The following is a 23,563-nucleotide window of genomic DNA, read 5'->3' as shown; positions in this document are numbered from 1 at the left end:
AGCTGGCTGCCGCAGGTGTCGACCAACCTGATGGCCGGCCTGATCGAGACGCTCGCGATGGCGCCGTACCACGGCCGCGCGGACATGCCGGAAATCGCGCGCACGCTGCATCTGGAAGTGGACGAACTGTTTCCGATCGCCGAAGTGCTGCAGTACCTCGGTTTCGCCGACGTGCGCGAAGGCGACGTGTTCCTGACGCCGCCCGCGCGCGTGTTCGCCGAATTCGGCACGCAGGAACGCAAGCTGATGGTCGCGGATCACCTGCTGAAGCACGTGCCGCTCGCCGCGCGGATCCGGAAGGTGCTGAACGAGCGCCCGGGCCATCGTGCGCCGCGCGTGCGTTTCGAGCAGGAGCTGGAGGATTTCCTGTCGGACGAGGCCGCCGAGGAAACGCTCGACGCGGTGATCGACTGGGGGCGTTACGGCGAAGTCTTTTCGTACAACGACAAGACGGAAGTGTTCAGTCTCGAGGACGTGGAGAGCTGACGTCCCTGCCCGAATGACGCGCGACCGTCATTCGGGCAAATCCCGCTGATTCGCGTCCTGCGCGCTGCCGCCCGTACTGAGCCGCTCGATCTTTTCCATCCTCTGCCGCGCCAGTTCGGGAAGCCGGTTCGTCACGCCGATCACCAGCGCTTCGGCGAGCGCCAGCGCCGGCACGTTGGTCTGCAGCATCGCGAACGGGCGCCCCTGGATCCGCAGCACGATCTCGGCGAACGCGCTGATCGGCGAGCGCCATTCGTCGGTAATCAGCAGCACGCGCACGCCGAGCTGGTGCGCGGCCTGCGCGAACCGGATGCTGTCCTTCTGATAGCGGCGAAAATCGAAAATGACCAGCACGTCGCCGGGCCCCATGTCGGTCAGCGACACCGACGAGAGATTCAGGTTCGGCTCGACGTACTGCACGTGCGGGCGCGCATACGCGAGCGTGAACGAAAACAGCGACGCGAGCGGCGCGGTATAACGCCCGCCGCCGCAGAACACGCGGATTTCCGGATCGGCCAGCAGCGTCACCGCTTCGTCGAACGCTGCCGCGTCGAGTCCCTCGATCGTGGTGGCAAGCGATTGCGAGAGCCGCTGGAAGATCGCCGCATGGCTGTCGCGCATCCCCGATTCCGAGTGGAACGCATCCATCCGCGCGAGCGGCGAATTCATCGCGGTGTCGATCTCGTCGTGCAGCGCCTGCTGGAACGACGAGTAGTTCGGGAAGCCGATCCGCACGACGAAGCGGAACACGGTCGGGTCGCTGACTTCGGCTTGCTTCGCGAAGCTCGCGATCGGCCCGAGCCCGAGGCTCGGATAGCGATCCAGCAGCGCGTGCGCGACCTTCTGTTCCGACGGCGTGAAGCTATCCATCTGGGATAGCAGCAACGCCCTGATGCTTGTCCCCATCGGGCACTCCGGCTTGTTTTTATCTGAATGAATGACAAACGGCAGGCATGCGTCTGCCGGCGACGCCGTGCATGTTAGCCGATCGCCGCGCCGCGGACCGTGTGAGGCCACAGATTAGAGGGGCGCATCATTCGGGTCGTCAATCGGCTGATTGTGTAATGTATTAAACATTATCGATCGGAACCTTTCCATAAATTCATCGAGAATTCAGTAATTACCCTAGGTTTTGACATGAAAATGCCGATGCTATGATCGCGGCCTCGCCGGAATGTATGGTTTATTACATGCCGGATCAGCAGCGTCGCCCGGCCTTCCGAGTCGGTTGCGCATCCCGGTATGGCCCGGTCATTCGTCTGGAGGATTCCGTCATGAGGCGGCTCGTCGTACTCACCCTGTTGTCGGCCATCAGCGCAGGCGCGCTCGCCGCTTCGGAACCCGCGGTGGAAGCGAAGAACGGCATGGTCGTGTCGTCGCAGCACTTCGCGTCGCAGATCGGCGTCGACATCCTCAAGGAAGGCGGCAACGCGGTGGACGCCGCCGTGGCGGTCGGCTACGCGCAAGCGGTGACCAATCCGTGCTGCGGCAACATCGGCGGCGGCGGCTTCATGACCCTGCACCTGGCCGACGGCCGCGACCGCTTCATCAACTTCCGCGAGACCGCGCCGGCCGCGGCGTCGGCGAACATGTATCTCGATGCGAACGGCAACGTCATTCCGGACGACAGCCTGTACGGCTATCGCGCGGTCGGTGTGCCGGGCACGGTCGCGGGTCTCGACCTCGCGCAGCGCAAGTACGGCAAGCTGACGCGCAGGCAGGTGATGGAGCCGGCGATCCGGCTCGCGCGCGACGGCTTCGTGCTGACGCGCGGCGATACGGACATCCTCGACACGACGATCGAGCGCTTCAGGAAGGACCCGGAAGCCGCGCGCATCTTCCTGCGCCCGGACGGCACGCCGCTGCAGCCGGGCGACCGCCTGGTGCAGAAGGACCTGGCACGCACGCTCGAGCGCATTGCGGAGCAGGGCCCCGACGCGTTCTATCACGGCGAGATTCCGAAGATCGTCGAAGCCGCGGCGAAGCGCGGCGGCGGGGTGATCACGGCGGCCGATTTCGCGTCGTATCGCGCGCAGGACATGGCGCCGCTGACCTGCACGTATCGCGGCTACGAGTTCGTGTCGGCGCCGCCGCCGAGCTCGGGCGGCGTGACCATGTGCGAGACGCTGAACGTGCTCGAAGGGTATGACCTGCGCAAGTTCGGCTACCAGTCGGCGTCGGTGGTCCACTACATGACCGAGGCGATGCGCCACGCGTACGAGGATCGCAACACGCTGCTGGGCGACCCGAACTTCATCGACAATCCGGTCGCCAAGCTGACGAGCAAGCAGTATGCGGCCGAGATCCGCAAGCAGATCAGCGGCGACTTGGCGACGGCATCGGTCGACGTGCAGCCGGGTATCGGCGTGCACGAGAAGCCGGAGACGACCCACTACTCGATCATCGACCGCGACGGCAACGCGGTGTCGACCACGTACACCGTCAACGGCCGCTTCGGCGCCGTGGTGATCGCGCCGGGAACGGGCTTCTTCCTGAACGACGAGATGGACGACTTCACGGTCAAGGTCGGCGCGCAGAACCTGTTCGGCCTCGTGCAGGGCACGCGCAACTCGATCGCGCCGGGCAAGCGTCCGCTGTCGTCGATGGCGCCGACGATCGTGAAGAAGGACGGCAAGGTGTTCATGGTGGTCGGCTCGCCGGGCGGCTCGCGCATCATCACGATCACGCTGCAGACCGTGCTGAACGTGATCGACCACGGGATGACGCCGCAGGATGCGGTCGGTGCGCCGCGCATCCATCATCAATGGCTGCCGGACCAGGTCTATTACGAGACCCGCGGCCTGTCGCCCGACACGCTCGCGATCCTGCGCAACATGGGCTACAAGATGGTCGAGCAGACGCCGTGGGGCGCCGCCGAGCTGATCATGGTCGGCCTGCCCGGCACCGAGGCGGTGAGCCATCAGAGTTCCGGCAACGATTCGTCGGTGTCGGGCAACGTGCGCGTCGGCTACATCTACGGCGTCAACGATCCGCGCCGACCGGCCGGTTCGGCGATCGGCTACTGACCTGAGCTGATTTGATTTGATCTGATTGCACCAGGCTGAACGGTTGCCCCGGCGTTCGCCATCGCGTGAGCGCCGGGGCAGCGACAGCGCGTCCGTTCGCGGACGTCCGCAGTATCGGGCGGGGCGGGTGCCCGGAATGCCGGGCCCGACCGACCCGCAATGCGCGCCGTGGCACGGCACTGACGCGCGCATTTTTTTTCATTCCTGCTCCGTGCATCGAGTTCCGTTATGAACAAACGAATGTCTGCGGCAGTCTGGATCCTGCTCGCGATGGCGGCCGGCATCTTCATCGGCTACATGATCTATACGCAGTTTCCGGACAAGCAGTCCGCGACCGAGATCGCCGGCTACATCTCCCTCGTGTCCGACGTGTTCCTGCGGTTGATCAAGATGGTGATCGGCCCGCTGGTGTTCTCGACGCTCGTCGTCGGCATCGCACACATGGGCGACGCTTCGTCGGTGGGACGCGTGTTCGTGAAGGCGTTCGGCTGGTTCGTCACCGCGTCGCTGATCTCGCTGCTGCTCGGGCTGCTGATGGCGAACCTGCTGCGCCCGGGCGAGAACCTCGGCCTGCCACTGCCGGACATCGGCGCATCCGCGCATCTCGCGACCTCCAAGTTCACGCTGAAGGATTTCGTCAGCCACATGGTGCCGAAGTCGATCGCCGAGGCGATGGCGAACAACGAGATCCTGCAGATCGTCGTGTTCTCGATGTTCTTCGGCGTCGCGCTGTCGGCGCTCGGCGAGCGCGGCAAGATCCTCGTCGCCGCGATCGACCAGCTGGCGCACGTGATGCTGAAGATCACCGGTTACGTGATGAAGCTCGCGCCGCTCGCGGTGCTGGCGGCGATGGCCGCGACCGTCGCGGTCAACGGGCTGTCGGTGTTGTTGAAGTTCGCGGTGTTCATGGGCGACTTCTACGTGAGCCTGTTCCTGCTGTGGAGCACGCTCGTGATCGCCGGCCTGCTGTTCCTCGGGCCGCGCGTATTCAAGCTGCTGGTGCTGATCAAGGAAGCGTTCATGCTGTCGTTCGCGACCGCGAGCTCCGAAGCCGCGTATCCGAAGATCCTCGACGCGCTCGACCGCTTCGGCGTGAAGCGCAAGATCTCGAGCTTCGTGATGCCGATGGGCTATTCGTTCAACCTCGACGGCTCGATGATGTACTGCACGTTCGCGTCGCTGTTCATCGCGCAGGCGTACAACATCCACCTGTCGCTCGGCACGCAGGTCACGATGCTGCTGGTCCTGATGCTGACGTCGAAGGGGATGGCCGGCGTGCCGCGCGCATCGCTCGTCGTGATCGCGGCGACACTGCACCAGTTCGACATCCCGGAAGCCGGGCTGCTGCTGATTCTCGGCGTCGACACGTTCCTCGACATGGGGCGCTCGGCCACCAATGCGGTCGGCAATTCGATCGCCAGCGCGGTGGTCGCGAAGTGGGAGGGCGAGCTGATGTCGGAGTCCGAAGCGCAAGCACATGCCGCGCATCTCGACGCGGAACTGGAACGGCAGAACCGCGATCCGGCCTATGGTGCCGGTCAGGCGACGTCCGTTTAAGCGGCACACGCCTCGTCGATGCACGCCGCCAGCACCATCGCGGCGGCGTTGCCCGGCGCCGAGCCGAGCAGTTGCGGCGCGTAGACGCTGTCGCCGCGCGCGATCGGCCGCCCCGACAGCGCGCAGACGCCGCGCTTGCGCGTCGTGAACAACCGCCACTTCTGGTAGCCGTAGTGGCCGGTGCACGCGTCGCACCACGAAATCATCACGGTGTCGGCCGTGGGCCGCTCGAGCACGCTGATCGACGGCTGGCTCGTCGCATCCCACGACGGCAGGCGATCGCGCGTGATGCTGCGCCGTCGCGGGGCGGCCCATGAAACGGACGGCATGTCGAAGCTGCCGATCGCGGCGACGGTCCTGAGCCAGGCAACTGCACTGTTGCTCATCTTTGCTTTCCTCGAAACGTTGGGCGACGCCGCGAAACGCGGCGTCACGACAGGCGGATGCGCGGTTGCACGCAGCCGTTGATCCGTTCGGCGAGCCACAGCAGCGTCGCCTTGGAGAATCCGTGCAGCGCCTGCTGGTGGCGCCGGTACAGCATCAGGTGGCTGAATTGCGCGAAACGCCCCTGGATGAAGCCGCCGCGGAAGAACCCGAATTGGCCGAGCGTGCCGAACGCGTCGTAGTCGCTGATCGACACGAGCGCGCCGAAATCGTGGAACGCGAACGGCGGCATCGGCTTGCCGTCGAGCCAGGCGGGCAGGTGTTTCGCGAGATGTTCGGCCTGCTGGGTCGCCACCTGCGCGGTGGGCGGCAGCGGCCGTTCGTGGCCGTCGGGCTGCAGGCTCGCGCAATCGCCGATCGCGAACACGTGCTCGTCGGCCGTGGCCTGCAGCGTGGGCCCGACCAGGATCTGGTTCGCGCGGTTCGTGTCGAGCCCGCCCAGTGCCTGCATGAAATCGGGCGCCTTCACACCCGCCGCCCACACCATCAGATCCGCTTCGGCGAATGAACCGTCGCCGTAGTGGAAGCCGTTCGCATCGGCCGCCGTCACGCGCGTGGACGTCAGCACGTGAAAGCCGATCTGCTCGAGCCGCCGCTGCGCCGACGCGGAAATCCGCGGCGGAAATGCGGCGAGGATGCGCGGGCCGCTCTCGAGCAGCGTGAGCCGCAGCCGCTCGCGCACCGTCGCGTCGCCATACGCCTGCGCCACTTCCAGCAGCCGGCTCAGTTCCGCCGCCAGCTCCACGCCCGTCGCGCCCGCGCCGACGATCGCGACGCGAAACGGCTCGTCGCGCGCGATGCTGCGGAACACGCGCATCCGCAGCGCTTCATTGAAGGTTTCGGCCTGCCGCTGGCTGTCGATGAAGTAGCAGTGCTCGCGCACGCCCGGCACGCCGAAATCGTTGGCCTGGCTGCCGAGCGCGAGGATCAGCACGTCGTATTCGAGTTCGCGCGCGTCGACCACGCGTTCGCCGTCCTGCGAGCGAATCTCGCCGAGCTGCACGCGACGGCGCGCGCGATCGAGCCCCGTCAATTCGCCGGGCTGGTACGTGTAGCCGTGATCGCGCGCATGGGCGAGAAAGATCACCTGCTGTTGCTGCACGTCGCGCGTACCGGCCGCGATCGTGTGCAGCATCGGCTTCCAGACATGGGTCGGGCTGCGGTCGACCACGGTGACATGGGCGCGCCCGGTGCGGCCGAGACGTTCGCCGAGGCGGGTTGCGAGCTGCAATCCGGCGATGCCGCCGCCGACGATCACGATGCGAGTAGGGGTTGTCATGAATAAATCATCACGTGATGAATAAGGTATGATCCTAGCGCTTCCCGGCTTCGCGTGTCAACGGAGCGGGCAGGCAACCCGGTTCCGCGGACGCGAACCGGGGCCCGGACACGGGCATTCGATTCATTCAACGGGAGCAGGAAAACGTGGCTGAAGTCACTGAGCGCGCGCCGTCGAAGCGGCGTACGCGCGGGCGGCCGCTGGCGGAGGCGTCCGTCGGACCGGACGTGATATTGCGGGCCGCGCGCCGCACGTTCGCGAAGCGCGGCTACGACGCGACGAGCGTGCGCGAGGTCGCGCGCGAGCTGGGCATCGACGCGGCGCTGATCGCCCATCATTTCGGCGCGAAGGAGACGCTGTGGCTGGCTGTCGTCGAGCAGATCGTCGACCTGGCCGAGCCGCTGTTCGACGCGTTGCGCGCGCTGCGCACGTCGTCATTGCCGCATCGCGAGCGCGTGCGGCGCGCGATCGAGCTGTGCGTCGATCACGAGTTCGCGGAGCCGGACATCGGCATGTTCTTCTCGACGGCAGCGACCGAGGAGGGCGGGCGGCTCGACTGCCTGCAGCAGCGGATCGTGCGCCCGTATCGCGACGCGATGTTTCCGCTGCTGGCCGACGCGGTCGCGGCCGGCGAGATCCGCCCGGTCGATCCGAACGTGCTGTTCTTCATGATCGCGAGCGCGGTCGGCACGACGGTGTCGTACAGCCACATGATGCTGGAGTTCACGTCGCTGCCCACGCGGCAGGAGGCGTTCCGGCAGGCCGTGCTCGACGTCGCGCTCGGCATCCTGAGCGTCTGAGCGCCGCGCGCGACGCGAAGCCGGCCGGCGCGCCGGCGCGATTGACCTTACGCCGGGCAGGGCCCGGACTGCCATTGCTGCCAACCGGCAACGTCTGGGCAGACTGGCGCCCTCACGGGCACGGCGATCGCGGTGAGCGGCGGGGCGGGCGAGTCGGGTGACGCGGGACGCCGGCGCGGCATCGTGCATCGCGCCGGCCGCCGCGCGTGCGTCAGTCGAGATCGGGCGGCGTATCACCGAGCCAGCGCCGTGCGCCCGGCCCGTTGCGTCCCGCGCGGTCCTCGGGATTGGTCAGCTTGCAGCGCTTCAGCGACAGGCAGCCGCAACCGATGCATTCGTCGAGATTGATGTAGAGCCGCTGCAGTTCCTCGATCCGGTTCGCGACGCGCTGTTTCCAGCCGCGCGACAGCCGCTGCCAGTCCTTGTTGGTCGGCGCGGTGTCTTCCGGCAGGCTTACGAGCTGTTCGGCGATCTCGTCGAGCGAATAGCCGATCTTCTGCGCGAACACGATGAACGCGATCAGCCGCAGCACCGCGCGCGAATAGTGGCGATGGCTCGAGCCGTTGCGGTGCGACTTGATGAGTCCGCGCGTCTCGTAGAAACGCAGCGTCGATGCCGGCACGCCGCTGCGCGCGGCCACTTCGCGGATCGACATCAGCGGCCATTGCGGGATTTCGTCGATACCCATGACGCCCTCCGGGAAAGCTTGACTTGAAGTTAACTTCAACTTTTATGCTACGCGGCAGTTTAACCCGTCGCGAGGCATCATGCTCTCCTTATCCCTACGCAGGACCTCGCCTTTGGGCGCGGCCTGCGCACTGCTGCTGGCGTTGTCGGGCTGTCACGACGGCAAAGGCGAAACGGCGGCCCAGCCGCTTCCCGAAGTCGGCGTGACGACCGTCGCGCCGCGCACGATCCGCCTCGCGGACGAATTCAACGGACGCGTCGAAGCAGTCGACGCGGTCGAGCTGCGGCCGCGCGTGAGCGGCTATCTGCAGCGCATCGCGTACAAGGAGGGCGACCTCGTCGCGCAGGGCGCGGTGCTGTTCGAGATCGATCCGCGTCCGTACCGGATCGCGCTCGACCGCGCCAACGCACAGCAGCAGCGGGCGCGCGCGGCCGCGAGCCTCGCCGATGTGCAGCTCAAGCGCGTGCGGACACTGATCGATGCGCATGCAACTTCCCAGGAGGAACTCGACAACGCGCGCGCGACCGCCGAGCAGGCGCGCGCCGACCTGCGGGCGGCCGATGCGGCCGTCGCCGACGCGAAGCTCAATCTCGGTTTCACCGAGGTGCGTGCGCCGATCGCGGGGCGCGTCGGCCGGGCGATCGCGACCGCCGGAAACCTCGCGCGCGCCGACGACACGCTGCTCACGACCGTCGTGTCGCAAGACCCCGTCTACGTGTATTTCGACTGCGACGAGCAGAGCTACCTGCGCTACAACGCGCGGCGCGCCGACCCGAAGCATCGCGCGATCGGCGCCGATCCGGTGCGCGTGGGGCTCGCGAACGAGACGGGTTTCCCGCACGCGGGCACCGTCGATTTCCTCGACAACCGGCTCGATCCGCAAACCGGCACGATTCGTGCGCGCGTGCGGCTGCCGAACGCGGACCACGCGTTCACGCCGGGCCTCTATGCGCGCGTCCAGCTCGTCAGCGGTCGCGACCAGGATGCGCTGCTCGTCGACGACAAGGCGGTGCTCACCGACCAGGACCGCAAGTACGTGTACGTGATCGGCGCCGGCGACAAGGCGCTGCGTCGCGACGTCACGATCGGCCGTGCGCTGGACGGCGAGCGGATCGTCGAGAAGGGGCTGGAGCCGGGCGATCGCGTGGTCATCGACGGCGTGCAGCGGATCTACTATCCGGGCGCGCAGGTGAAGCCGAAGGTGCTGCCTGCACGCGCGGATGCGGACACCGCCACCGGCCCGGGCAGCGACACGCAGGCCGCAGCGGTGGCGGTGGCCGACGCCGGCGCGCCGGCCGCGCGGTAACGGGAGGCCCGCAATGGATTTCTCCCGCTTCTTCATCGACCGGCCGATTTTCGCGGTCGTGCTGTCGATCGTCATCTTCGCGATCGGCCTGATCTCGATCCCGATGCTGCCGGCCGGCGAATATCCGGAAGTCGTGCCGCCGAGCGTCGTCGTGCGCGCGACGTACCCGGGCGCGAACCCGAAGGAAATCGCCGAATCGGTCGCCGAACCGCTGGAAGAGGCGATCAACGGCGTCGAAGGCATCATGTACATGAAGTCGGTCGCCGGTTCGGACGGCAGCCTGCAGGTCGTCGTCACGTTCCTGCAGGGCGTCGATCCCGATACGGCCGCCGTGCGCGTGCAGAACCGCGTGAGCCAGGCGTTGTCGCGCCTGCCGGAGGAGGTGCGCCAGTACGGCGTGACCACGCAGAAGCAGTCGCCGACGCCGCTGATGTACGTGAGTCTCTATTCGCCGGACAACAGCCGCGATTCGCTGTACCTGCGCAACTACCTGACGCTGCACGTGAAGGACGAGCTGTCGCGCCTGACCGGCATCGGCGACGTCGGCGTGTACGGCTCAGGCGACTACGCGATGCGGCTCTGGCTCGACCCGAACCGGCTGGCGTCGCGCGGGCTGACCGCGAGCGACGTGATCGCCGCGGCGCGCGAGCAGAACGTGCAGGTGTCGGCCGGCCAGCTCGGCGCGGAGCCGACGCCGAAGAAAAACGACTTCCTCGTGTCGATCAACGTGCGCGGCCGGCTGCGCACCGCGCAGGAATTCGGCGACATCGTGCTGCGCAACGGCGACGACGGCCAGGTCGTGAAGCTGTCCGACGTCGCGCGCATCGAGCTCGGCGCGGGCGACTATACGCTGCGCTCGTACTTCAACGATAAGCATTCGTCCGTGGTCGGCATTTTCCTGTCGCCTGGCGCGAACGCGCTCGACGTCGCGAAGGCGGTGTATGCGAAGCTCGACGAACTGTCGAAACGATTCCCGCCGGGCGTCGCCTATCGTCCGGTGTGGGACCCGACCGTGTTCGTGCGCGAATCGATCCGCGCGGTGCAGCACACGCTGATCGAGGCCGTCGTGCTGGTCGTGCTCGTCGTGATCCTGTTCCTGCAGACCTGGCGCGCGTCGATCATTCCGCTCGTCGCGGTGCCCGTGTCGGTGGTCGGCACGTTCGCGTGGCTCTACCTGCTCGGCTATTCGATCAACACGCTGACGTTGTTCGGGCTCGTGCTCGCGATCGGGATCGTCGTCGACGATGCGATCGTGGTGGTCGAGAACGTCGAGCGCAACATCGCACAGGGTTTGAGCCCGCGCGACGCCGCGCACCAGGCGATGCGCGAGGTGTCGGGGCCGATCGTCGCGATCGCGCTCGTGCTGTGCGCGGTGTTCGTGCCGATGGCGTTCATGTCGGGTGTGACGGGCCAGTTCTACAGGCAGTTCGCGGTGACGATCGCGATCTCGACGGTGATCTCCGCGGTGAACTCGCTGACGCTGTCGCCCGCGCTCGCCGCGAAACTGCTGCGTCCGCACGGCGCGCCGAAGGATGCGTTGACCCGCGTGCTCGACCGCGCATTCGGCTGGCTGTTTCATCCGTTCAACCGCTTCTTCGAGCGCAGCTCCGATCGCTATCACGGCGTGGTCGCGCGCACGCTGAAGCGGCGCGGCGCAGTGTTCGCGGTCTATGCGGCCTTGCTCGCCGCGACCGCGCTGCTGTTCAACGCGGTGCCGGGCGGCTTCATCCCCGTGCAGGACAAGCTGTACCTGTTCGCCGGCGCGAAGCTGCCGGAGGGCGCGTCGCTCGCCCGCACCAGCGCGGTCACCGAGCAGATGACGAAGATCGCGCTCGGCACCGACGGCGTCGAGATGGTCCCGGCGTTCGCCGGGCTGAACGCGCTGCAGGGCGTGAACACGCCGAACATCACGAACTCGTACGTGATCCTGAAGCCGTTCGACCAGCGTCACCGCAGCGCCGCGCAGATCAACGCGGACCTGAACGCACGCTTCGCGGCGATCGGCGGCGGCATCACCTATGCGCTGATGCCGCCGCCGATCCAGGGCCTCGGCAACGGTTCGGGCTACTCGCTTTACCTCGAGGATCGCGGCGGGCTCGGCTACGGTGAATTGCAGAAGGCACTGACGGCGTTTCAGGCCGCGGTCGCGAAGACGCCGGGGATGAGTTATCCCGTCAGTTCGTACCAGGCGAACATCCCGCAGCTGGAAGTGAAGGTCGACCGGCTGAAGGCGAAGGCGCAAGGCGTCGCGCTCACCGACCTGTTCAACACGCTGCAGGTCTATCTCGGCTCGATGTACGTGAACGACTTCAACGCATTCGGCCGCGTGTACCGCGTGATGGCGCAGGCCGACGCCGGTCACCGGCAGACGGCCGCGGACATCGCGAACCTGCGCACGCGCAACGCGAAAGGCGAGATGGTGCCGATCGGCTCGATGGTGACGGTCGCGCCCGCGTATGGGCCGGACCCGGTCGTCCGCTACAACGGCTATCCGGCCGCGGACCTGATCGGCGACGCCGATCCGAAGGCGATGTCGTCGTCGCAGGCGATCGCGAAGCTGCAGCAGATCGCGAAGGACGTGCTGCCGCCGGGCATCACGCTCGAATGGACCGATCTCAGTTACCAGCAGGTCACACAGAGCAACGCGGCGATCGTCGTGTTCCCGCTCGCGGTGATGCTCGTGTTCCTGGTGCTCGCGTCGCTGTACGAGAGCTGGACGCTGCCGCTTGCGGTGATCCTGATCGTGCCGGTGTGCATGTGCGCGGCGCTGTTCGGCGTGTGGCTGTCCGGCGGCGACAACAACGTGTTCGTGCAGGTCGGTCTCGTCGTGCTGATGGGGCTCGCGTGCAAGAACGCGATCCTGATCGTCGAGTTCGCGCGCGAACTCGAAATCCAGGGCAAGGGTGCGATCGCGGCGGCGCTCGAGGCATGCAGGCTGCGGCTGCGCCCGATCGTGATGACGTCGGTCGCGTTCATCGCGGGCTCGGTGCCGCTCCTGATCGGCGGCGGCGCGGGCAGCGAAGTGCGGGCCGCCACCGGCGTCACCGTATTCGCGGGGATGCTCGGCGTCACGTTGTTCGGGCTGTTCCTGACGCCCGTGTTCTACGTGGCGATCCGCAAGCTCGCGCGCGGCACGCCGGCCGTGTGGAGCGAACAGCACGGCACCCTGGAAGGAGAAAACCGATGAGCGCTGCATTCCGTCTTTCCGCGCTCGCGCTGTCGGTGACGCTCGCCGCGTGCGCGGTCGGCCCCGATTTCAAGCGGCCCGATACGGCGAGCGCCGCGCGCTTCGCGCGCGACGCGCATGCGACCACGCCCGATGCGTCGCCGCCCGTTGCGTCGGCCGCTGCCGATGCCGCGTTCTGGCGCGGCTTCGGCGACCCGGCGCTCACGCAGCTGATCGATGCGGCGCTCGCCGCGAATCAGGACCTGCAGGTCGCCGTATCGCGCTACGACGCATCGAACGCGCTGCTGTCGCAGGCCGCGTTCGACCGCTATCCGACGATTACCGCGAGCGGCCGGATCGGCCATCAGCTGACGAGCAGGGACCAGGCGTTCGGCGCGCCGCGCAGCCAGCGCGATACGCCGATCTCCAGTGTCGGGATCAATGCGGCGTGGGAACTCGACCTGTTCGGCCGCGTGCGCCGCTCGATCGAGTCGCAGCGGGCGGAAACGGCTGCGAGTGCGGCCGACGTGCGCGCGGTGCGTGTCGCGATCGCGGGCGAGGTCGCGAGCACGTACGTGGATCTGCGCGGCTCGCAGGAGCGGCTGCGGATCGCACGCGAGAACGCCGACAACCAGAAGCAGACGCTCGCGCTGATCAATGCGCGCGTCGGCGCGGGACGCGGCTCCGAACTCGATGCGGCGCGGGCGCGCGCGCAGTACGAATCGACGACGTCGCGGATCGCCGTGTACGAAGCGGCGATCGGCGTCGACGAGCATCGGCTCGCGGTGTTGACCGGGCAGACGCCGGATGCGCTGATCGGCCGGTTCGACATCCCGAGCGCTGCCGCATCGAAAGGCGCGCCGGTACCGCTGCCGGCGCTTGCAGCCGACATCGATCCCGGCACGCCGGGCGACCTGCTGCGCCGCCGCCCCGATGTCGCTGCCGCCGAAGCACGGCTGCACGCGGCGACCGCGCGCGTCGGCGTCGCGACAGCCGACCTGTTTCCGCGCTTCACGCTGTCGGGGCTGCTCGGCAGCGCGACGAGCAGCTACGGATTCTTCCGTGCGGGCAGCGATACGAACCTGATCGCGCTCGGCATCGACTGGTCGTTCCTCGATGTCGGCCGCGCGCGCGCGCGGATCGCGGCGAGCGACGCGGACGCGGCCGGCCAGCTCGCGCAGTACCGGCAGACCGTGCTCGGCGCGCTGGAGGAAACGGAGAACGCGCTGCTGCGTGTCGCCCGCACGCGGGAGGAGACCGCGCACCTCGTGCGCGCGGCGGACGACAGCGCTCGCGCGGCACAGCTTGCACAGACGCGCTTCTCGGCCGGTGCGATCGACTACTACGAAGTGCTCGACGCGCAACGGACGCTGCTGCAGGCGCAGGACGCGGCGGCCGACGGGCGGATGCGCAGCGCGGCATCGACGGTCGCGCTGTACAAGGCGCTCGCGGGCGGCTGGCCGTCGGAAACGGCGCAGCGGGCACCCGGTCCGCTCGCGCGATCGGGGGAGTAGGGCGAGGGCGCGGGTCGCGCGGCGGGAAGGGACGTCGGGTTCGCCCGCCGGGCGATCGACTTCGCATCGCCGGGTAGGCGCCTGCGTCGTCGTTGCCGGCCCGCAACGGCGTCGCACGGACTGACGACGGTCGATGCCGCGCCGGTCTCGTTGATCGGCATGGCACTCCGTGCGCCTGCCTTGTAGCGATGCCGGCCGTTCGGCAGGGCCGGATCGCCGGCCGGCTCGCGCGCCGGCGGCGGCCCGGCGCATCGGTCGGCGCACCTTGCATCGCCCGGGCCGCCCGCGCGGCGCGCCAACCGGTCGATTCCCCGTCGCGAAACATTGTTCTGCCTCGTCGTAAACGTCTCGAATGCGTGATATTTGCGCTGCCCGATCCGGTTTAGAGTGGCCGCAAATCGATGACGATGTGTCGTATGGCCTCAGTCGCGGGCCGTACCGATGCACCAGAGGAGCTGGAGACAAATGACTGAAGGCAGGATCACCCAAGTCGAATCGTTCGGTTTCGAGCGTATTCCCGACGTATCGCGCTATGCGCGTCCGATCGATCTGTTCCGGTTGCTGTTCGGCGGCTGCAACACGTTTTCCACGTCGGTGCTCGGCAGTTTTCCCGTGCTGGTCGGGCTGTCGTTCAAGGCCGGCATGTGCGCGATCGTGCTGGGCGTGCTCGCCGGCACCTGCATCCTCGCGCCGATGAGCCTGTTCGGCCCGCGCAATGGCACGAGCGACCCTGTGTCGTCCGGCGCGCATTTCGGCATTCACGGCCGGATCGTCGGGTCGTTCCTCGCGCTGCTCACGTCGATCGCGTTCTTCTCGCTCGCGGTGTGGAGCTCGGGCGATGCGCTCGTCGGCGGCGCGCACGACATGGTCGGCGTGCCGGTCAACGGCTTCACGCTCGGCGCCGCGTACATGGTGTTCGCGGTGCTCGTGCTGATCGTCTGCATCTACGGCTTTCGCTTCATGCTGTGGGTCAACAAGATCGCCGTGTGGGCGGCGAGCCTGCTGTTCGTCACCGGCCTGTTCGCGTTCGCGGGGATGTTCGACGTGAACTACGCGGGCACGCTGAACCAGGGCAGCGCAGGCTTCTGGGCCGCGTTCGTCGGCGCCGTGCTGGTCGCATTGAGCAACCCGGTGTCGTTCGCGTCGACGCTCGGCGACTGGGCGCGCTACATTCCGCAGCAGACGCCGAAGCGGCGCGTGATGGCCGCCGTGTTCGCCGCGCAGATCGCGACCTTCGTGCCGTTCTTCTTCGGGCTCGCGACCGCGACCATCATCGCGTCGAAGGCGCCCGCGTTCATCGCGTCGAACGACTACGTCGGCGGGCTGCTCGCCGTGTCGCCGCGCTGGTTCCTGCTGCCGATGTGCCTGATCGCGATCATCGGCGGGATGTCGACCGGCACGACCGCGCTGTACGGCACGGGCCTCGACGTGTCGAGCATGTTCCCGCGCTTCCTGAACCGTGTGCGCGCGACGCTGCTGATCGGCACGATCGCGATCGCGTTCATCTTCGTCGGCCGCTTCTGGTTCAACCTCGTCGAAAGCGTCGCGACGTTCTCGACGCTGATCGACACGTTCAGCTGCCCGTGGATGGCGATCATGGTGATCGGCTACGTGACGCGCCGCGGTTACTATCTCGCGGACGACCTGCAGGTGTTCAACCGCGGGCTGCGCGGCGGCCACTACTGGTTCACGCACGGCTGGAACCTGCGCGCGATGGGCGCGTGGCTGCCGGCGGCCTTCATCGGACTGTCGTTCGTGAACCTGCCGGGCCAGTTCGTCGGGCCGCTCGGCAACCTCGCGGGTGGGCTCGATCTCAGCGTGCCGGTGTCGCTGGTGGTCGGCGGGCTGCTGTATTTCGTGATGCTGACGGTGTATCCGGAAGCGGAGGGCGTGTACGGCCCGCGCGGACGTTTCCTCGTGCGCGGCGGCAGGCAGTCGGCGCGCGGTGTCGGCGCCCCGGCGATTCAGCCGAAGGGGTATTGAGCGCAGCATCGCGCGTCGCTGCGCGCTGGAAATACCGGTGCCGCCGCGCGGGAGATCCGCCGGCGGCATGGTTGTTTCAGGATGCCGGGTTGTATGCGCGTATGGAAGGCCGCTCCTGACTTCTCCCTCGCGCGGCCGAAAACGACAGCACCCGCCGGGCAGGCGGGCGTGTGTCGACTCCGCTGCGGATCAGTGGAACGTGCTGCCCGCGAGCATCCCGCCGTCGACGATGAATTCCGAACCCGTGCAATACGCGGATTCGTCGGACGCGAGGAACAGTACGAGGCTCGCCACCTCGTCGGGTTTGCCGATACGCGCGATCGGCAGCCCGCTGTAGATCGATGACGAATCGAAATCCGCGTATTCCGGCGGGCGTGCCATCACGGTGTCGATGCCGCCCGGATGGACCGAGTTCACGCGGATCCCGTAGCGGCCGAACTCGAGCGCGGCGGCCTTCGTCATCCCGCGCACCGCGAACTTGCTCGATACATACGCGCTGCCGCCGGCCACGCCTTCCATCCCGGCCGTCGACGACACGTTGACGATCGAGCCGCCACCCGCATCCTTCAGCGCGGCCAATGCCGATTTCATGCCGAGCCAGCAGCCGACCTGGTTCACGTCGATCACCTTGCGATAGTCGTCGAGCGAACAGGACTCGATCGGCACGAGCTTCAGGATCGCCGCGTTGTTCACGAGGATGTCCAGCCGCCCGAAATGCGCGAGCGTCGCATTGACGGCGGTGTGCCAGTCGCCTTCGTTCGTCACGTCGAGATGCTGGTAGCGCGCGGCGTCGCCGAGTTCGGCCGCGACGCGCCGGCCCGCGTCGTCCAGCACGTCGGCGATCACCACGCGTGCGCCCTCGGCGACGAACCGGCGTGCCTCCGCCTCGCCCTGGCCGCGGGCGCCGCCCGTGATCAGCGCTACCTTGCCTTCGAGTCGTTTCATCCTGTTTGCTCCTGTGAGTGAAGGGGGACGCGCGCGGGCCCGCTCAGGCGGCGGCCGACGCGTCGATGATGCGGACCGGATCGGCGCCGTCCCAGGTATGCGCTTCGGCGATGCCGTGCGCGATCATCGCGCGCATGCCTGCACCTTCGATCACTTCGACGCGCACGCCGGGATCGTCGGCGTCGTCGAGATAGGCCACGCGCGTGGCCGGGTTGCGCGCGTCGAACACCACGCGCATCCCGCGCGCCGTAAGTTGCGCGACGGCGGCATCGAGATCGTCGACCACCCATGCGACGTGATGCAGGCCCGCGACCAGTTGTCCGTGCGCATCGCGGTACGGCGACGGCGCGTCGTTCGTCACGTGGATCAGTTCGATCTGCAGATCGGCGCGATACGCGAGCCCGACATCCATCGTGACCGTCGTCGCTTCGCCGAGGCAGCGGCCGTCGAGCCGCACGTTGCGGAACACGGTCCACGGGCCGACATCGTGGCGGGCGCGCCAGCGCGCGATGCTGCGGTCGAGATCGGCGACCACATAGCCGATCTGGTCGATGGGGCCGAGGATAGGGTCGTTCATGGTGTCTCCGTGGCGGGCGCGGCGCCGTTTCGTGCGGCATCCGGCGCGCGATGAGTGACGGTCATGATGGCAACAAAGGCGGCGCGGCGTGCCGTCCAAACGGACTAGCTGCACGCTATGCGGACGCCGCTCGGCGCTGCATCGCTGACGACGGATTTGCGTACAGGGCAGGACGAGCGAGGAAGGCGAGGAAGGCGAGGAAGGCGAGGAAAGCGCGGAAGCAGGAAAGCGGCAAGCGGCAAGCGGAGAAGCAGGGAAGCAGGGAAGCAGCAAAGCAGCAAAGCAGGGCGGAGCCGAAGCTGACGAAGCGCGTAAACCGGACGAGATCGACCGGCGTCGCGCTCGCGTACAACGTTGCCGTGATGGTGTTCGGCGGTTTCGCGCCGTTCATCGTCACATGGCTGACGCGTGCGAGCGGGTCGCCCGTCGCGCCCGCGTGGTACATGCTGTTCGCCGCATCGTTCGGGCTGGCCGCGAGCGTGTTCATGCACGACGGCGCGCCGTGCGTGCTCGCGCGCCGGCAATTCTCGGGCGAGCCGCTGAGCGCCAAATAGTCGTTCGCCATTCGGGGCGATCAGCCATCGGCCCGGGCGGCATGCGGCGTATCGGCGCCGCCGATGGTTAGCATCGCGGACAGCGGCCTACCGGGGCCGCCGCCCGCTCGTTACGCTTGCGCGATCATCCACTCTGTCCGGAAGGTCGCCATGTCCCGGCTCGACTACACGCTGCTCGGCCCCTGCCTGCTCGCCATCGCGATCGACGCGATGGGGTTCGGGCTCGTCTACCCGATGATGTCCGCGATCTTCAGCGATCCTCACGCGGGCATCCTGCCGGCCGACGCCGGCGAACACGCGCGCAATTTCTACCTCGGTGTCGGCTACGGGATCTATCCGCTCTGCATGTTCTTCGGCTCGTCGCTGATGGGCGAGTTGTCGGACCGTTACGGCCGCCGCCGAACCCTGCTGCTGTGCGTGCTCGGCCTTGCTGCCGGCTATGCGCTGATGGCCGCCGGCGCGTGGCACGGGAGCGTCGCGCTGTTGCTGGCCGGCCGCGGGCTCACCGGTTTGATGGCAGGCTGCCAGGGCATCGCGCAGGCGGCCATCACCGACCTGAGCACGCCCGGGAACAAGGCGTACAACATGAGCATCATGTCGCTCGCGTTCAGCGCCGGCGTGATCGTCGGCCCCGTGCTCGGCGGCGTCACGTCCGACCGGACGATCTCGCCGCTGTTCGACTACGGCACGCCGTTCGTGCTCGTCGCCGCGCTGTCGCTCGTGTGCGCGTTCTGGACCTGGGCGTCGTATCGCGACACGGCCGCGCCGCGCAGCGACACGCGCATCGATCCGCTGCTGCCGCTGCGGATCATCGGGGAAGCCGCACGTCAGCGCAACGTCGCGTTCCTGTCGGTGGTGTTCTTCCTGATGCAGGTCGGCTATGGACTCTACCTGCAGACCATCATGCTGCTGCTGCAGGCGAAGTTCGGCTATACGAGCGCGCGGCTCGGGCTGTTCAGCGGCGTGATCGGCATCTGCTTCGTGTTCGGCCTGCTGTTCGTCGTGCGGCTGATGCTGCGCGTGTGGCGTGTGGTCGACATCGCGAAGACGGGCCTGCTCGTCGCGGGCCTCGGCCAGATCGCGTCGGCACTGTTTCCGCACGAGCCGGTGCTGTGGGCGCTCGCGATGGTGGTCGGCTGTTTCGACATGGTCGCCTACACGACCATGTATACGGCGTTTTCCGATGCCGTCAGCGAGGACCGGCAGGGCTGGGTGCTCGGCGTCGCGGGCTCGGTGATGGCCGTCGCATGGGTCGTGACGGGCGCGCTGACGAACCTGCTGCCGGTATTCGGCGAGAGCGGGCTGCTGCTGATCGGCGGCGTGGGCTTCCTGCTCAGCTTCGTGATGATGGTGGGCTACGGGCGCAAGCAGGCCGGCGGGCGCGCGGCCGCGCTGTCGTAGACGGTTGCGCGCAGGTTGGCCCGATCCGGTCGGACGTTGTCCTGCGGGCCGATGTCGCGCGTGACCGCGCGGCCCGACACTGGCGCCTCGCGGTCACGACGGGTCAGCCCACGGCGGCAATCTGGCGCGGGGCCGCGTGCGGCGACGTGCTGACGACCGGGCAGGTGCTCGCGCTCGATGTCGCACGACGCATGCGTGGCCGGTGCGCTGGCCGCGTTCAAGCGTGCGAAGCGGTCGGCCGCGCATCGGCGCGCGGCCCGCCCGGTCAGAACATCGTGTTCCCGTTCGCGGCTTTTTCGGGCACCGGCTGGATCACGTCCCAGTGCTCGACGATCTTGCCATCCTTCACGCGGAAGATGTCGACCACCGCTTCGCCGCGATCGCCCGGGCGCTCGGTCGCGTGCACGTGCAGATAGACGAGGTCGCCGTCGGTCGCGCTGCGGACGATCTGCGCGCGCGATTGGGGGTTCTTCTGGAACGCGCCGACGAAGTACGACACGAACGGCTTCTTGCCGTCGGGCACGTGCGGGTTGTGCTGCTTGTAGTCGTCGGCGACGACGGCGGCAGCCTCGAGCGCTTCGTGCTTGTTGAAGAAGCGGTCGTAGAACGTCAGCACGAGCTGGCGGTTGGCTTCCTCGGCGGCCAGGTCGCGCGCGGCCGGGCCGGCGGCCGGCGCGGCGGTCGATGCGGCAAGCAGGACGAACGCGGCAACGGTACGGACGGGCGAGCGGAGCGATGACATGCGGCAGGTTCCTTGTCTGGAGATGCGTGGACGGACGCGCGGTGCGTGGTGTGCGACTGCGGATGACGCCGATCGTCGTCATCGGCGGCGACGGGGTGCCGGTGGTGCGCGTGCGTATGCTTCGTAGAACTGGCAAGTCCGCTCGGCCATCGAGTCGATCGAATGGTACAGTTGCCGCGAACCCGTCACAAGAAGTCACCACGGTGTGAACAGGTCACACCGCGGTGACCGTGCATTGCCCGTGAAAGAGAATCCCGTCATGTCGTTTCCGTCCGCCGACGAATCCGTCGAACTCGATCAGCCGTGCCCGATCCGCGATGTGCTCGACCGCATCGGCGACCAGTGGAGCCTGCTCGTGCTCGAGGCGCTGTCCGGCGGCACGATGCGTTTCAACGAACTCGCCCGTGCGATCGGCGACGTGTCGAAGCAGATGCTGTCGCGCACGCTCAAGCGGCTCGAGCAGGACGGCTTCGTCAGCCGCACGCTGTATGCCGAGGTGCCGCCGCGCGTCGAATATGCGCTGACGGACCTCGGGCGTTCGTTCCTGACGCCGATGCACGCGCTGATCCGCTGGGCCGACGAACATCATCGTGCGATTTGCGCGGCCCGTCGCCGCGCGCGCGAGCAGGAAAGCGGCGGGCGTTGAGCAGAGTGCGTCGTGTGGTCGCGTGACGACCGGCGACAGGATGCGTGCGTTGCGGCAGCAACAGATGATTTCGTTATCCGAACGTTTCGAGGGCGCTGCTTTCGCGTGCGGTGTCGCGAAGGGCGCAACGCACGCGTGGCGATCGGCGTTTGAGGGGTGCCGACGACCGTCGTGACCGGGGCGAGCGCGATCGGCATCCGCCCGGTCGGTCAGCTCGAATGCAGACAGGGCGGCGTGTCGATCGGCAAGGGCGCGGAAGCGGCGGCTTCGCGCCGAGCCACGGCCGCCGCGGACGACTTAACGCCAGGTGCCGTCGACGTAGACCCACACTTGACCCTGGCGCCGCCAGTATCCAGGTACCCACCTGCGCCCGGGGCGGCGGGCGACCCAGCGTCCGGACACCCATATATAGTGGCCGCGCTGCCAGCGCCAGTAGCCGTCGGTCCAGACATAGCCGTGCGGCCGTGGAGGCGGCGGCCGGCGATCATGCCGCGGTGCAGGCGGCGCGAAGCCCGGGCGATCGGAATAAGGCGGCCTGCCGTGGCCGGGAGGCGGTCCCGGCGGCCGGTACCCGGGTGGGGCGGGCTGGGCCGAGGCGGTACGCAGCCAGCCGCCGGTGGCGGCGAAGGCGGCGGTCAGTCCGACGGCGCGCAGCAACGAGCGTCGATTCATGGCGGGTCCTCTATATATGTTGTCGGAGCCGCCTTACATTAGCCTGCCGGTCCCGCAGCCGGGTTACGCGGGCCGTTAAGGCTGTTACCGCATGTCACGGCGGCCCGGCGGCACCCAGGGTGCCGCCGCCGATCTCCCTGTTGCAGTTGGCGCCGACGGCCAATGGGGTCGGCTACGGCCGCGCGGCCGAATGTTTACCGTTCAGTCGCTGCGTTTTAGGCGGCCAGACCCAACATTTGAGATTGTTTTGGGTAAAAATTACCGTTTTCGTGTGGTTCCATCGATTCCGTTTGTTGTTTCTATGCAACCGTCAAGACGATGACACGAAAGAATGGTGGGATGAAAGCCTCCAAAAAACATCCGTCAATAGGTCAAAAAAAGACGTTAAAACAAATACTTATAACGCGTCCCCACTTTCATTATTTCTAGTTCTGGAAAAGCTTATTTCTTTATTTGCAGATCGCGCCCCTAGGGTACACCCCTAAACTCACGGTTCCCAAACGGGCAACTATCCGGGCGCGGCCAGAAGGACCGATGGCGCTCCCGGGCGGTTGCAGACCGTTTATGAACAAGGTCGCGAGACCTGCCTCTTTTTAGAAGGGAGCTCCACGAATGAACAAGACTCTGATCGTTGCAGCAGCTGCAGCATCGTTCGCTACCGTCGCTCACGCGCAAAGCAGCGTCACGCTGTACGGCGTGCTGGACGCAGGCATCACCTACCAAAGCAACGTCCAGAACGCAGCTGGCCAAGGCAAGTCGCTGTGGTCGATGGGTTCGGGCATTGACCAGAGCCGCTTCGGTCTGCGTGGTTCGGAAGACCTCGGTGGCGGCCTGAAGGCAATCTTCACGTTGGAAAGCGGCTTCAACATCGGCAACGGCAAGTTCGCGAACAACAACGGCATGTTCAACCGCCAGGCTTTCGTCGGCCTGTCGAGCCAGTACGGCACGGTTACGCTGGGTAAGCAGTACGACTCCGTCCAGGACTACCTGGCACCGCTGACCGCAACGGGCTCGTGGGGCGGTACGTACTTCGCTCACCCGTTCAACAACGACAACCTGAGCACGAACGGCGGCTACTCGGCTAACAACACGATCAAGTTCGCAAGCGCGAACTACGCTGGCCTGCAATTCGGCGGCACGTACTCGTTCTCGAACAGCACGAACTTCGGCAACAACCGTGCTTACAGCGGCGGCGTGTCGTACCAGTACCAAGGCCTGAAGCTGGGTGCAGCTTACTCGCAAGCGAACAACCCGAACAACAACGGCACGGGCGCAGTTGACTCGTCGTCGGCTCTGTTCAACGGCCAAGGCCGCCTGCGCACGTACGGCGCGGCTGCTGCATACGCATTCGGCCCGGCGCAAGTTGGCGCAGCATGGACGCAATCGCGTGTCGACAACCAAGCTAACGGCGCGGCTACGTTCCACGCTGACAACTACGAAGTCAACGCGAAGTACAACCTGACGCCGGCTCTGGGCCTGGGCGCAGCGTACACGTACACGAACGCGAAGGTTGCTGGCGAAAGCACGCACTGGAACCAGTTCGGCCTGCAAGCTGACTACTCGCTGTCGAAGCGCACCGACGTCTACGCACAAGCTGTGTACCAGCGCGCTGCGAAGAACGGCGTTGGCGCATCGATCTACAACGGCGACGTCAACACGCTGCCGAGCTCGTCGATCAACCAAACGGCAGCAACGGTTGGTCTGCGTCACCGCTTCTAAGCGTGACGGCTGGGTAACCAGCTTCGCAGTATCGAAAAAGGCGCCTTCGGGCGCCTTT

19 protein-coding genes and 1 pseudogene are annotated in these 23,563 nt (G+C 67.1%); 12 read left to right on the top strand and 8 right to left on the bottom strand.

The window, feature by feature from the left end; translation table 11 throughout:
• Positions 1-486, top strand: a 486-nt coding sequence (locus DID99_RS11965) for an AAA-associated domain-containing protein (RefSeq protein ID WP_185733761.1), incomplete at its 5' end; no start/stop codon positions are given.
• Positions 487-513: 27 nt separating this feature from the next.
• Here the strand turns inward: DID99_RS11965 and DID99_RS11960 are convergent.
• Positions 514-1,392, bottom strand: a complete 879-nt coding sequence (locus tag DID99_RS11960) for a MurR/RpiR family transcriptional regulator (RefSeq protein ID WP_124666765.1) — start codon at positions 1,390-1,392, stop codon at positions 514-516.
• Between the two features lie 368 nt (positions 1,393-1,760).
• Between DID99_RS11960 and ggt the strand changes: the two genes are divergently transcribed.
• A complete protein-coding gene (gene ggt / locus DID99_RS11955; protein ID WP_124666764.1) occupies positions 1,761-3,512 on the top strand; it encodes a gamma-glutamyltransferase in 1,752 nt (583 codons plus the stop codon).
• A 228-nt stretch (positions 3,513-3,740) separates the two neighbouring features.
• Positions 3,741-5,069 carry a dicarboxylate/amino acid:cation symporter gene (locus tag DID99_RS11950; protein ID WP_044846692.1) on the top strand — a complete coding sequence of 443 codons (1,329 nt, stop codon included), beginning with the start codon at positions 3,741-3,743 and terminating at the stop codon, positions 5,067-5,069.
• Here the strand turns inward: DID99_RS11950 and DID99_RS11945 are convergent.
• Together DID99_RS11945 and DID99_RS11940 are read right to left on the bottom strand one after the other, a co-directional pair.
• A complete protein-coding gene (locus DID99_RS11945) occupies positions 5,066-5,455 on the bottom strand; it encodes a DUF3331 domain-containing protein (protein ID WP_044846693.1) in 390 nt (129 codons plus the stop codon). The two genes, DID99_RS11950 and DID99_RS11945, sit on opposite strands and share 4 nt — an antisense overlap.
• Before the next feature lie 44 nt (positions 5,456-5,499).
• Positions 5,500-6,792: an NAD(P)/FAD-dependent oxidoreductase gene (locus tag DID99_RS11940; protein ID WP_124666763.1), complete on the bottom strand. Its 1,293-nt coding sequence runs from the start codon at positions 6,790-6,792 to the stop codon at positions 5,500-5,502.
• 146 nt (positions 6,793-6,938) lie between these two features.
• On the opposite strand from DID99_RS11940, the gene DID99_RS11935 reads away from it, so the two are divergent.
• Positions 6,939-7,592, top strand: coding sequence for a TetR/AcrR family transcriptional regulator (locus DID99_RS11935; RefSeq protein WP_124666762.1), 654 nt, complete (start codon positions 6,939-6,941; stop codon positions 7,590-7,592).
• Positions 7,593-7,803: 211 nt separating this feature from the next.
• Here the strand turns inward: DID99_RS11935 and soxR are convergent, their stop codons facing one another.
• Entirely contained in the window at positions 7,804-8,280 is a 477-nt protein-coding gene (gene soxR / locus DID99_RS11930; protein ID WP_044846696.1) for a redox-sensitive transcriptional activator SoxR, read from the bottom strand.
• A 79-nt stretch (positions 8,281-8,359) separates the two neighbouring features.
• Here soxR and DID99_RS11925 point away from each other — a divergent pair, with 79 nt between their 5' ends.
• From DID99_RS11925 to DID99_RS11910, 4 genes are all read left to right on the top strand, one after another.
• Complete coding sequence (locus DID99_RS11925; RefSeq protein WP_124666761.1) at positions 8,360-9,586, top strand: efflux RND transporter periplasmic adaptor subunit; 1,227 nt, start codon at positions 8,360-8,362, stop codon at positions 9,584-9,586.
• Between the two features lie 13 nt (positions 9,587-9,599).
• The gene (locus DID99_RS11920) at positions 9,600-12,773 is read left to right on the top strand and encodes an efflux RND transporter permease subunit (RefSeq protein ID WP_124666760.1); all 3,174 of its coding nucleotides are present in this window, start codon (positions 9,600-9,602) and stop codon (positions 12,771-12,773) included.
• Positions 12,770-14,266 (top strand): efflux transporter outer membrane subunit, encoded by a 1,497-nt coding sequence (locus tag DID99_RS11915; protein ID WP_124666759.1) that lies wholly within the window; start codon positions 12,770-12,772, stop codon positions 14,264-14,266. The genes DID99_RS11920 and DID99_RS11915 overlap by 4 nt, the downstream gene beginning before the upstream one ends.
• A 465-nt stretch (positions 14,267-14,731) precedes the next feature.
• Positions 14,732-16,249 (top strand): cytosine permease, encoded by a 1,518-nt coding sequence (locus DID99_RS11910; protein WP_260444569.1) that lies wholly within the window; start codon positions 14,732-14,734, stop codon positions 16,247-16,249.
• Positions 16,250-16,438: 189 nt separating this feature from the next.
• Here the strand turns inward: DID99_RS11910 and DID99_RS11905 are convergent, their stop codons facing one another.
• Positions 16,439-17,194: a glucose 1-dehydrogenase gene (locus DID99_RS11905; protein ID WP_124488201.1), complete on the bottom strand. Its 756-nt coding sequence runs from the start codon at positions 17,192-17,194 to the stop codon at positions 16,439-16,441.
• A 43-nt stretch (positions 17,195-17,237) separates the two neighbouring features.
• Positions 17,238-17,771: a VOC family protein gene (locus DID99_RS11900; protein WP_124666757.1), complete on the bottom strand. Its 534-nt coding sequence runs from the start codon at positions 17,769-17,771 to the stop codon at positions 17,238-17,240.
• Positions 17,772-18,088: 317 nt separating this feature from the next.
• On the opposite strand from DID99_RS11900, the pseudogene DID99_RS37820 reads away from it, so the two are divergent.
• Together DID99_RS37820 and DID99_RS11890 are read left to right on the top strand one after the other, a co-directional pair.
• A pseudogene (locus DID99_RS37820) lies at positions 18,089-18,325 on the top strand (MFS transporter); the annotation flags it as partial.
• A gap of 150 nt (positions 18,326-18,475) precedes the next feature.
• On the top strand, positions 18,476-19,726 hold the full coding sequence (locus DID99_RS11890) for an MFS transporter (protein WP_124666756.1): 1,251 nt from the start codon (positions 18,476-18,478) through the stop codon (positions 19,724-19,726).
• Between the two features lie 265 nt (positions 19,727-19,991).
• Here DID99_RS11890 and DID99_RS11885 read toward each other — a convergent pair whose 3' ends face one another.
• Positions 19,992-20,468: a nuclear transport factor 2 family protein gene (locus DID99_RS11885; protein WP_124666755.1), complete on the bottom strand. Its 477-nt coding sequence runs from the start codon at positions 20,466-20,468 to the stop codon at positions 19,992-19,994.
• 259 nt (positions 20,469-20,727) lie between these two features.
• Between DID99_RS11885 and DID99_RS11880 the strand changes: the two genes are divergently transcribed.
• Entirely contained in the window at positions 20,728-21,114 is a 387-nt protein-coding gene (locus tag DID99_RS11880; protein WP_124666754.1) for a helix-turn-helix domain-containing protein, read from the top strand.
• A gap of 297 nt (positions 21,115-21,411) precedes the next feature.
• Here DID99_RS11880 and DID99_RS11875 read toward each other — a convergent pair whose 3' ends face one another.
• Positions 21,412-21,786 (bottom strand): YXWGXW repeat-containing protein, encoded by a 375-nt coding sequence (locus tag DID99_RS11875; RefSeq protein ID WP_124488197.1) that lies wholly within the window; start codon positions 21,784-21,786, stop codon positions 21,412-21,414.
• 612 nt (positions 21,787-22,398) lie between these two features.
• Here DID99_RS11875 and DID99_RS11865 point away from each other — a divergent pair.
• Entirely contained in the window at positions 22,399-23,505 is a 1,107-nt protein-coding gene (locus tag DID99_RS11865) for a porin (protein WP_044846708.1), read from the top strand.
• Positions 23,506-23,563 lie beyond the last annotated feature (58 nt).

Source organism: Burkholderia sp. Bp8986, assembly GCF_003854225.1.
In the GTDB taxonomy this organism is placed as follows: domain Bacteria; phylum Pseudomonadota; class Gammaproteobacteria; order Burkholderiales; family Burkholderiaceae; genus Burkholderia.
This window is presented reverse-complemented; position numbering and strand designations above follow the sequence as displayed.

Excerpts from the sequence above, each read along its gene's own strand:
- DID99_RS11890 (WP_124666756.1), top strand. The coding sequence starts at position 18,476 with ATGTCCCGGCTCGACTACACGCTGCTCGGCCCCTGCCTGCTCGCCATC.
- DID99_RS11960 (WP_124666765.1), bottom strand. The coding sequence starts at position 1,392 with ATGGGGACAAGCATCAGGGCGTTGCTGCTATCCCAGATGGATAGCTTC.
- DID99_RS11910 (WP_260444569.1), top strand. The coding sequence starts at position 14,732 with ATGACTGAAGGCAGGATCACCCAAGTCGAATCGTTCGGTTTCGAGCGT.
- DID99_RS11945 (WP_044846693.1), bottom strand. The coding sequence starts at position 5,455 with ATGAGCAACAGTGCAGTTGCCTGGCTCAGGACCGTCGCCGCGATCGGC.
- DID99_RS11880 (WP_124666754.1), top strand. The coding sequence starts at position 20,728 with ATGTCGTTTCCGTCCGCCGACGAATCCGTCGAACTCGATCAGCCGTGC.
- DID99_RS11950 (WP_044846692.1), top strand. The coding sequence starts at position 3,741 with ATGAACAAACGAATGTCTGCGGCAGTCTGGATCCTGCTCGCGATGGCG.
- DID99_RS11900 (WP_124666757.1), bottom strand. The coding sequence starts at position 17,771 with ATGAACGACCCTATCCTCGGCCCCATCGACCAGATCGGCTATGTGGTC.
- DID99_RS11915 (WP_124666759.1), top strand. The coding sequence starts at position 12,770 with ATGAGCGCTGCATTCCGTCTTTCCGCGCTCGCGCTGTCGGTGACGCTC.
- ggt (WP_124666764.1), top strand. The coding sequence starts at position 1,761 with ATGAGGCGGCTCGTCGTACTCACCCTGTTGTCGGCCATCAGCGCAGGC.
- DID99_RS11905 (WP_124488201.1), bottom strand. The coding sequence starts at position 17,194 with ATGAAACGACTCGAAGGCAAGGTAGCGCTGATCACGGGCGGCGCCCGC.
- DID99_RS11920 (WP_124666760.1), top strand. The coding sequence starts at position 9,600 with ATGGATTTCTCCCGCTTCTTCATCGACCGGCCGATTTTCGCGGTCGTG.
- DID99_RS11940 (WP_124666763.1), bottom strand. The coding sequence starts at position 6,792 with ATGACAACCCCTACTCGCATCGTGATCGTCGGCGGCGGCATCGCCGGA.
- DID99_RS11865 (WP_044846708.1), top strand. The coding sequence starts at position 22,399 with ATGAACAAGACTCTGATCGTTGCAGCAGCTGCAGCATCGTTCGCTACC.
- soxR (WP_044846696.1), bottom strand. The coding sequence starts at position 8,280 with ATGGGTATCGACGAAATCCCGCAATGGCCGCTGATGTCGATCCGCGAA.
- DID99_RS11875 (WP_124488197.1), bottom strand. The coding sequence starts at position 21,786 with ATGAATCGACGCTCGTTGCTGCGCGCCGTCGGACTGACCGCCGCCTTC.
- DID99_RS11925 (WP_124666761.1), top strand. The coding sequence starts at position 8,360 with ATGCTCTCCTTATCCCTACGCAGGACCTCGCCTTTGGGCGCGGCCTGC.
- DID99_RS11885 (WP_124666755.1), bottom strand. The coding sequence starts at position 20,468 with ATGTCATCGCTCCGCTCGCCCGTCCGTACCGTTGCCGCGTTCGTCCTG.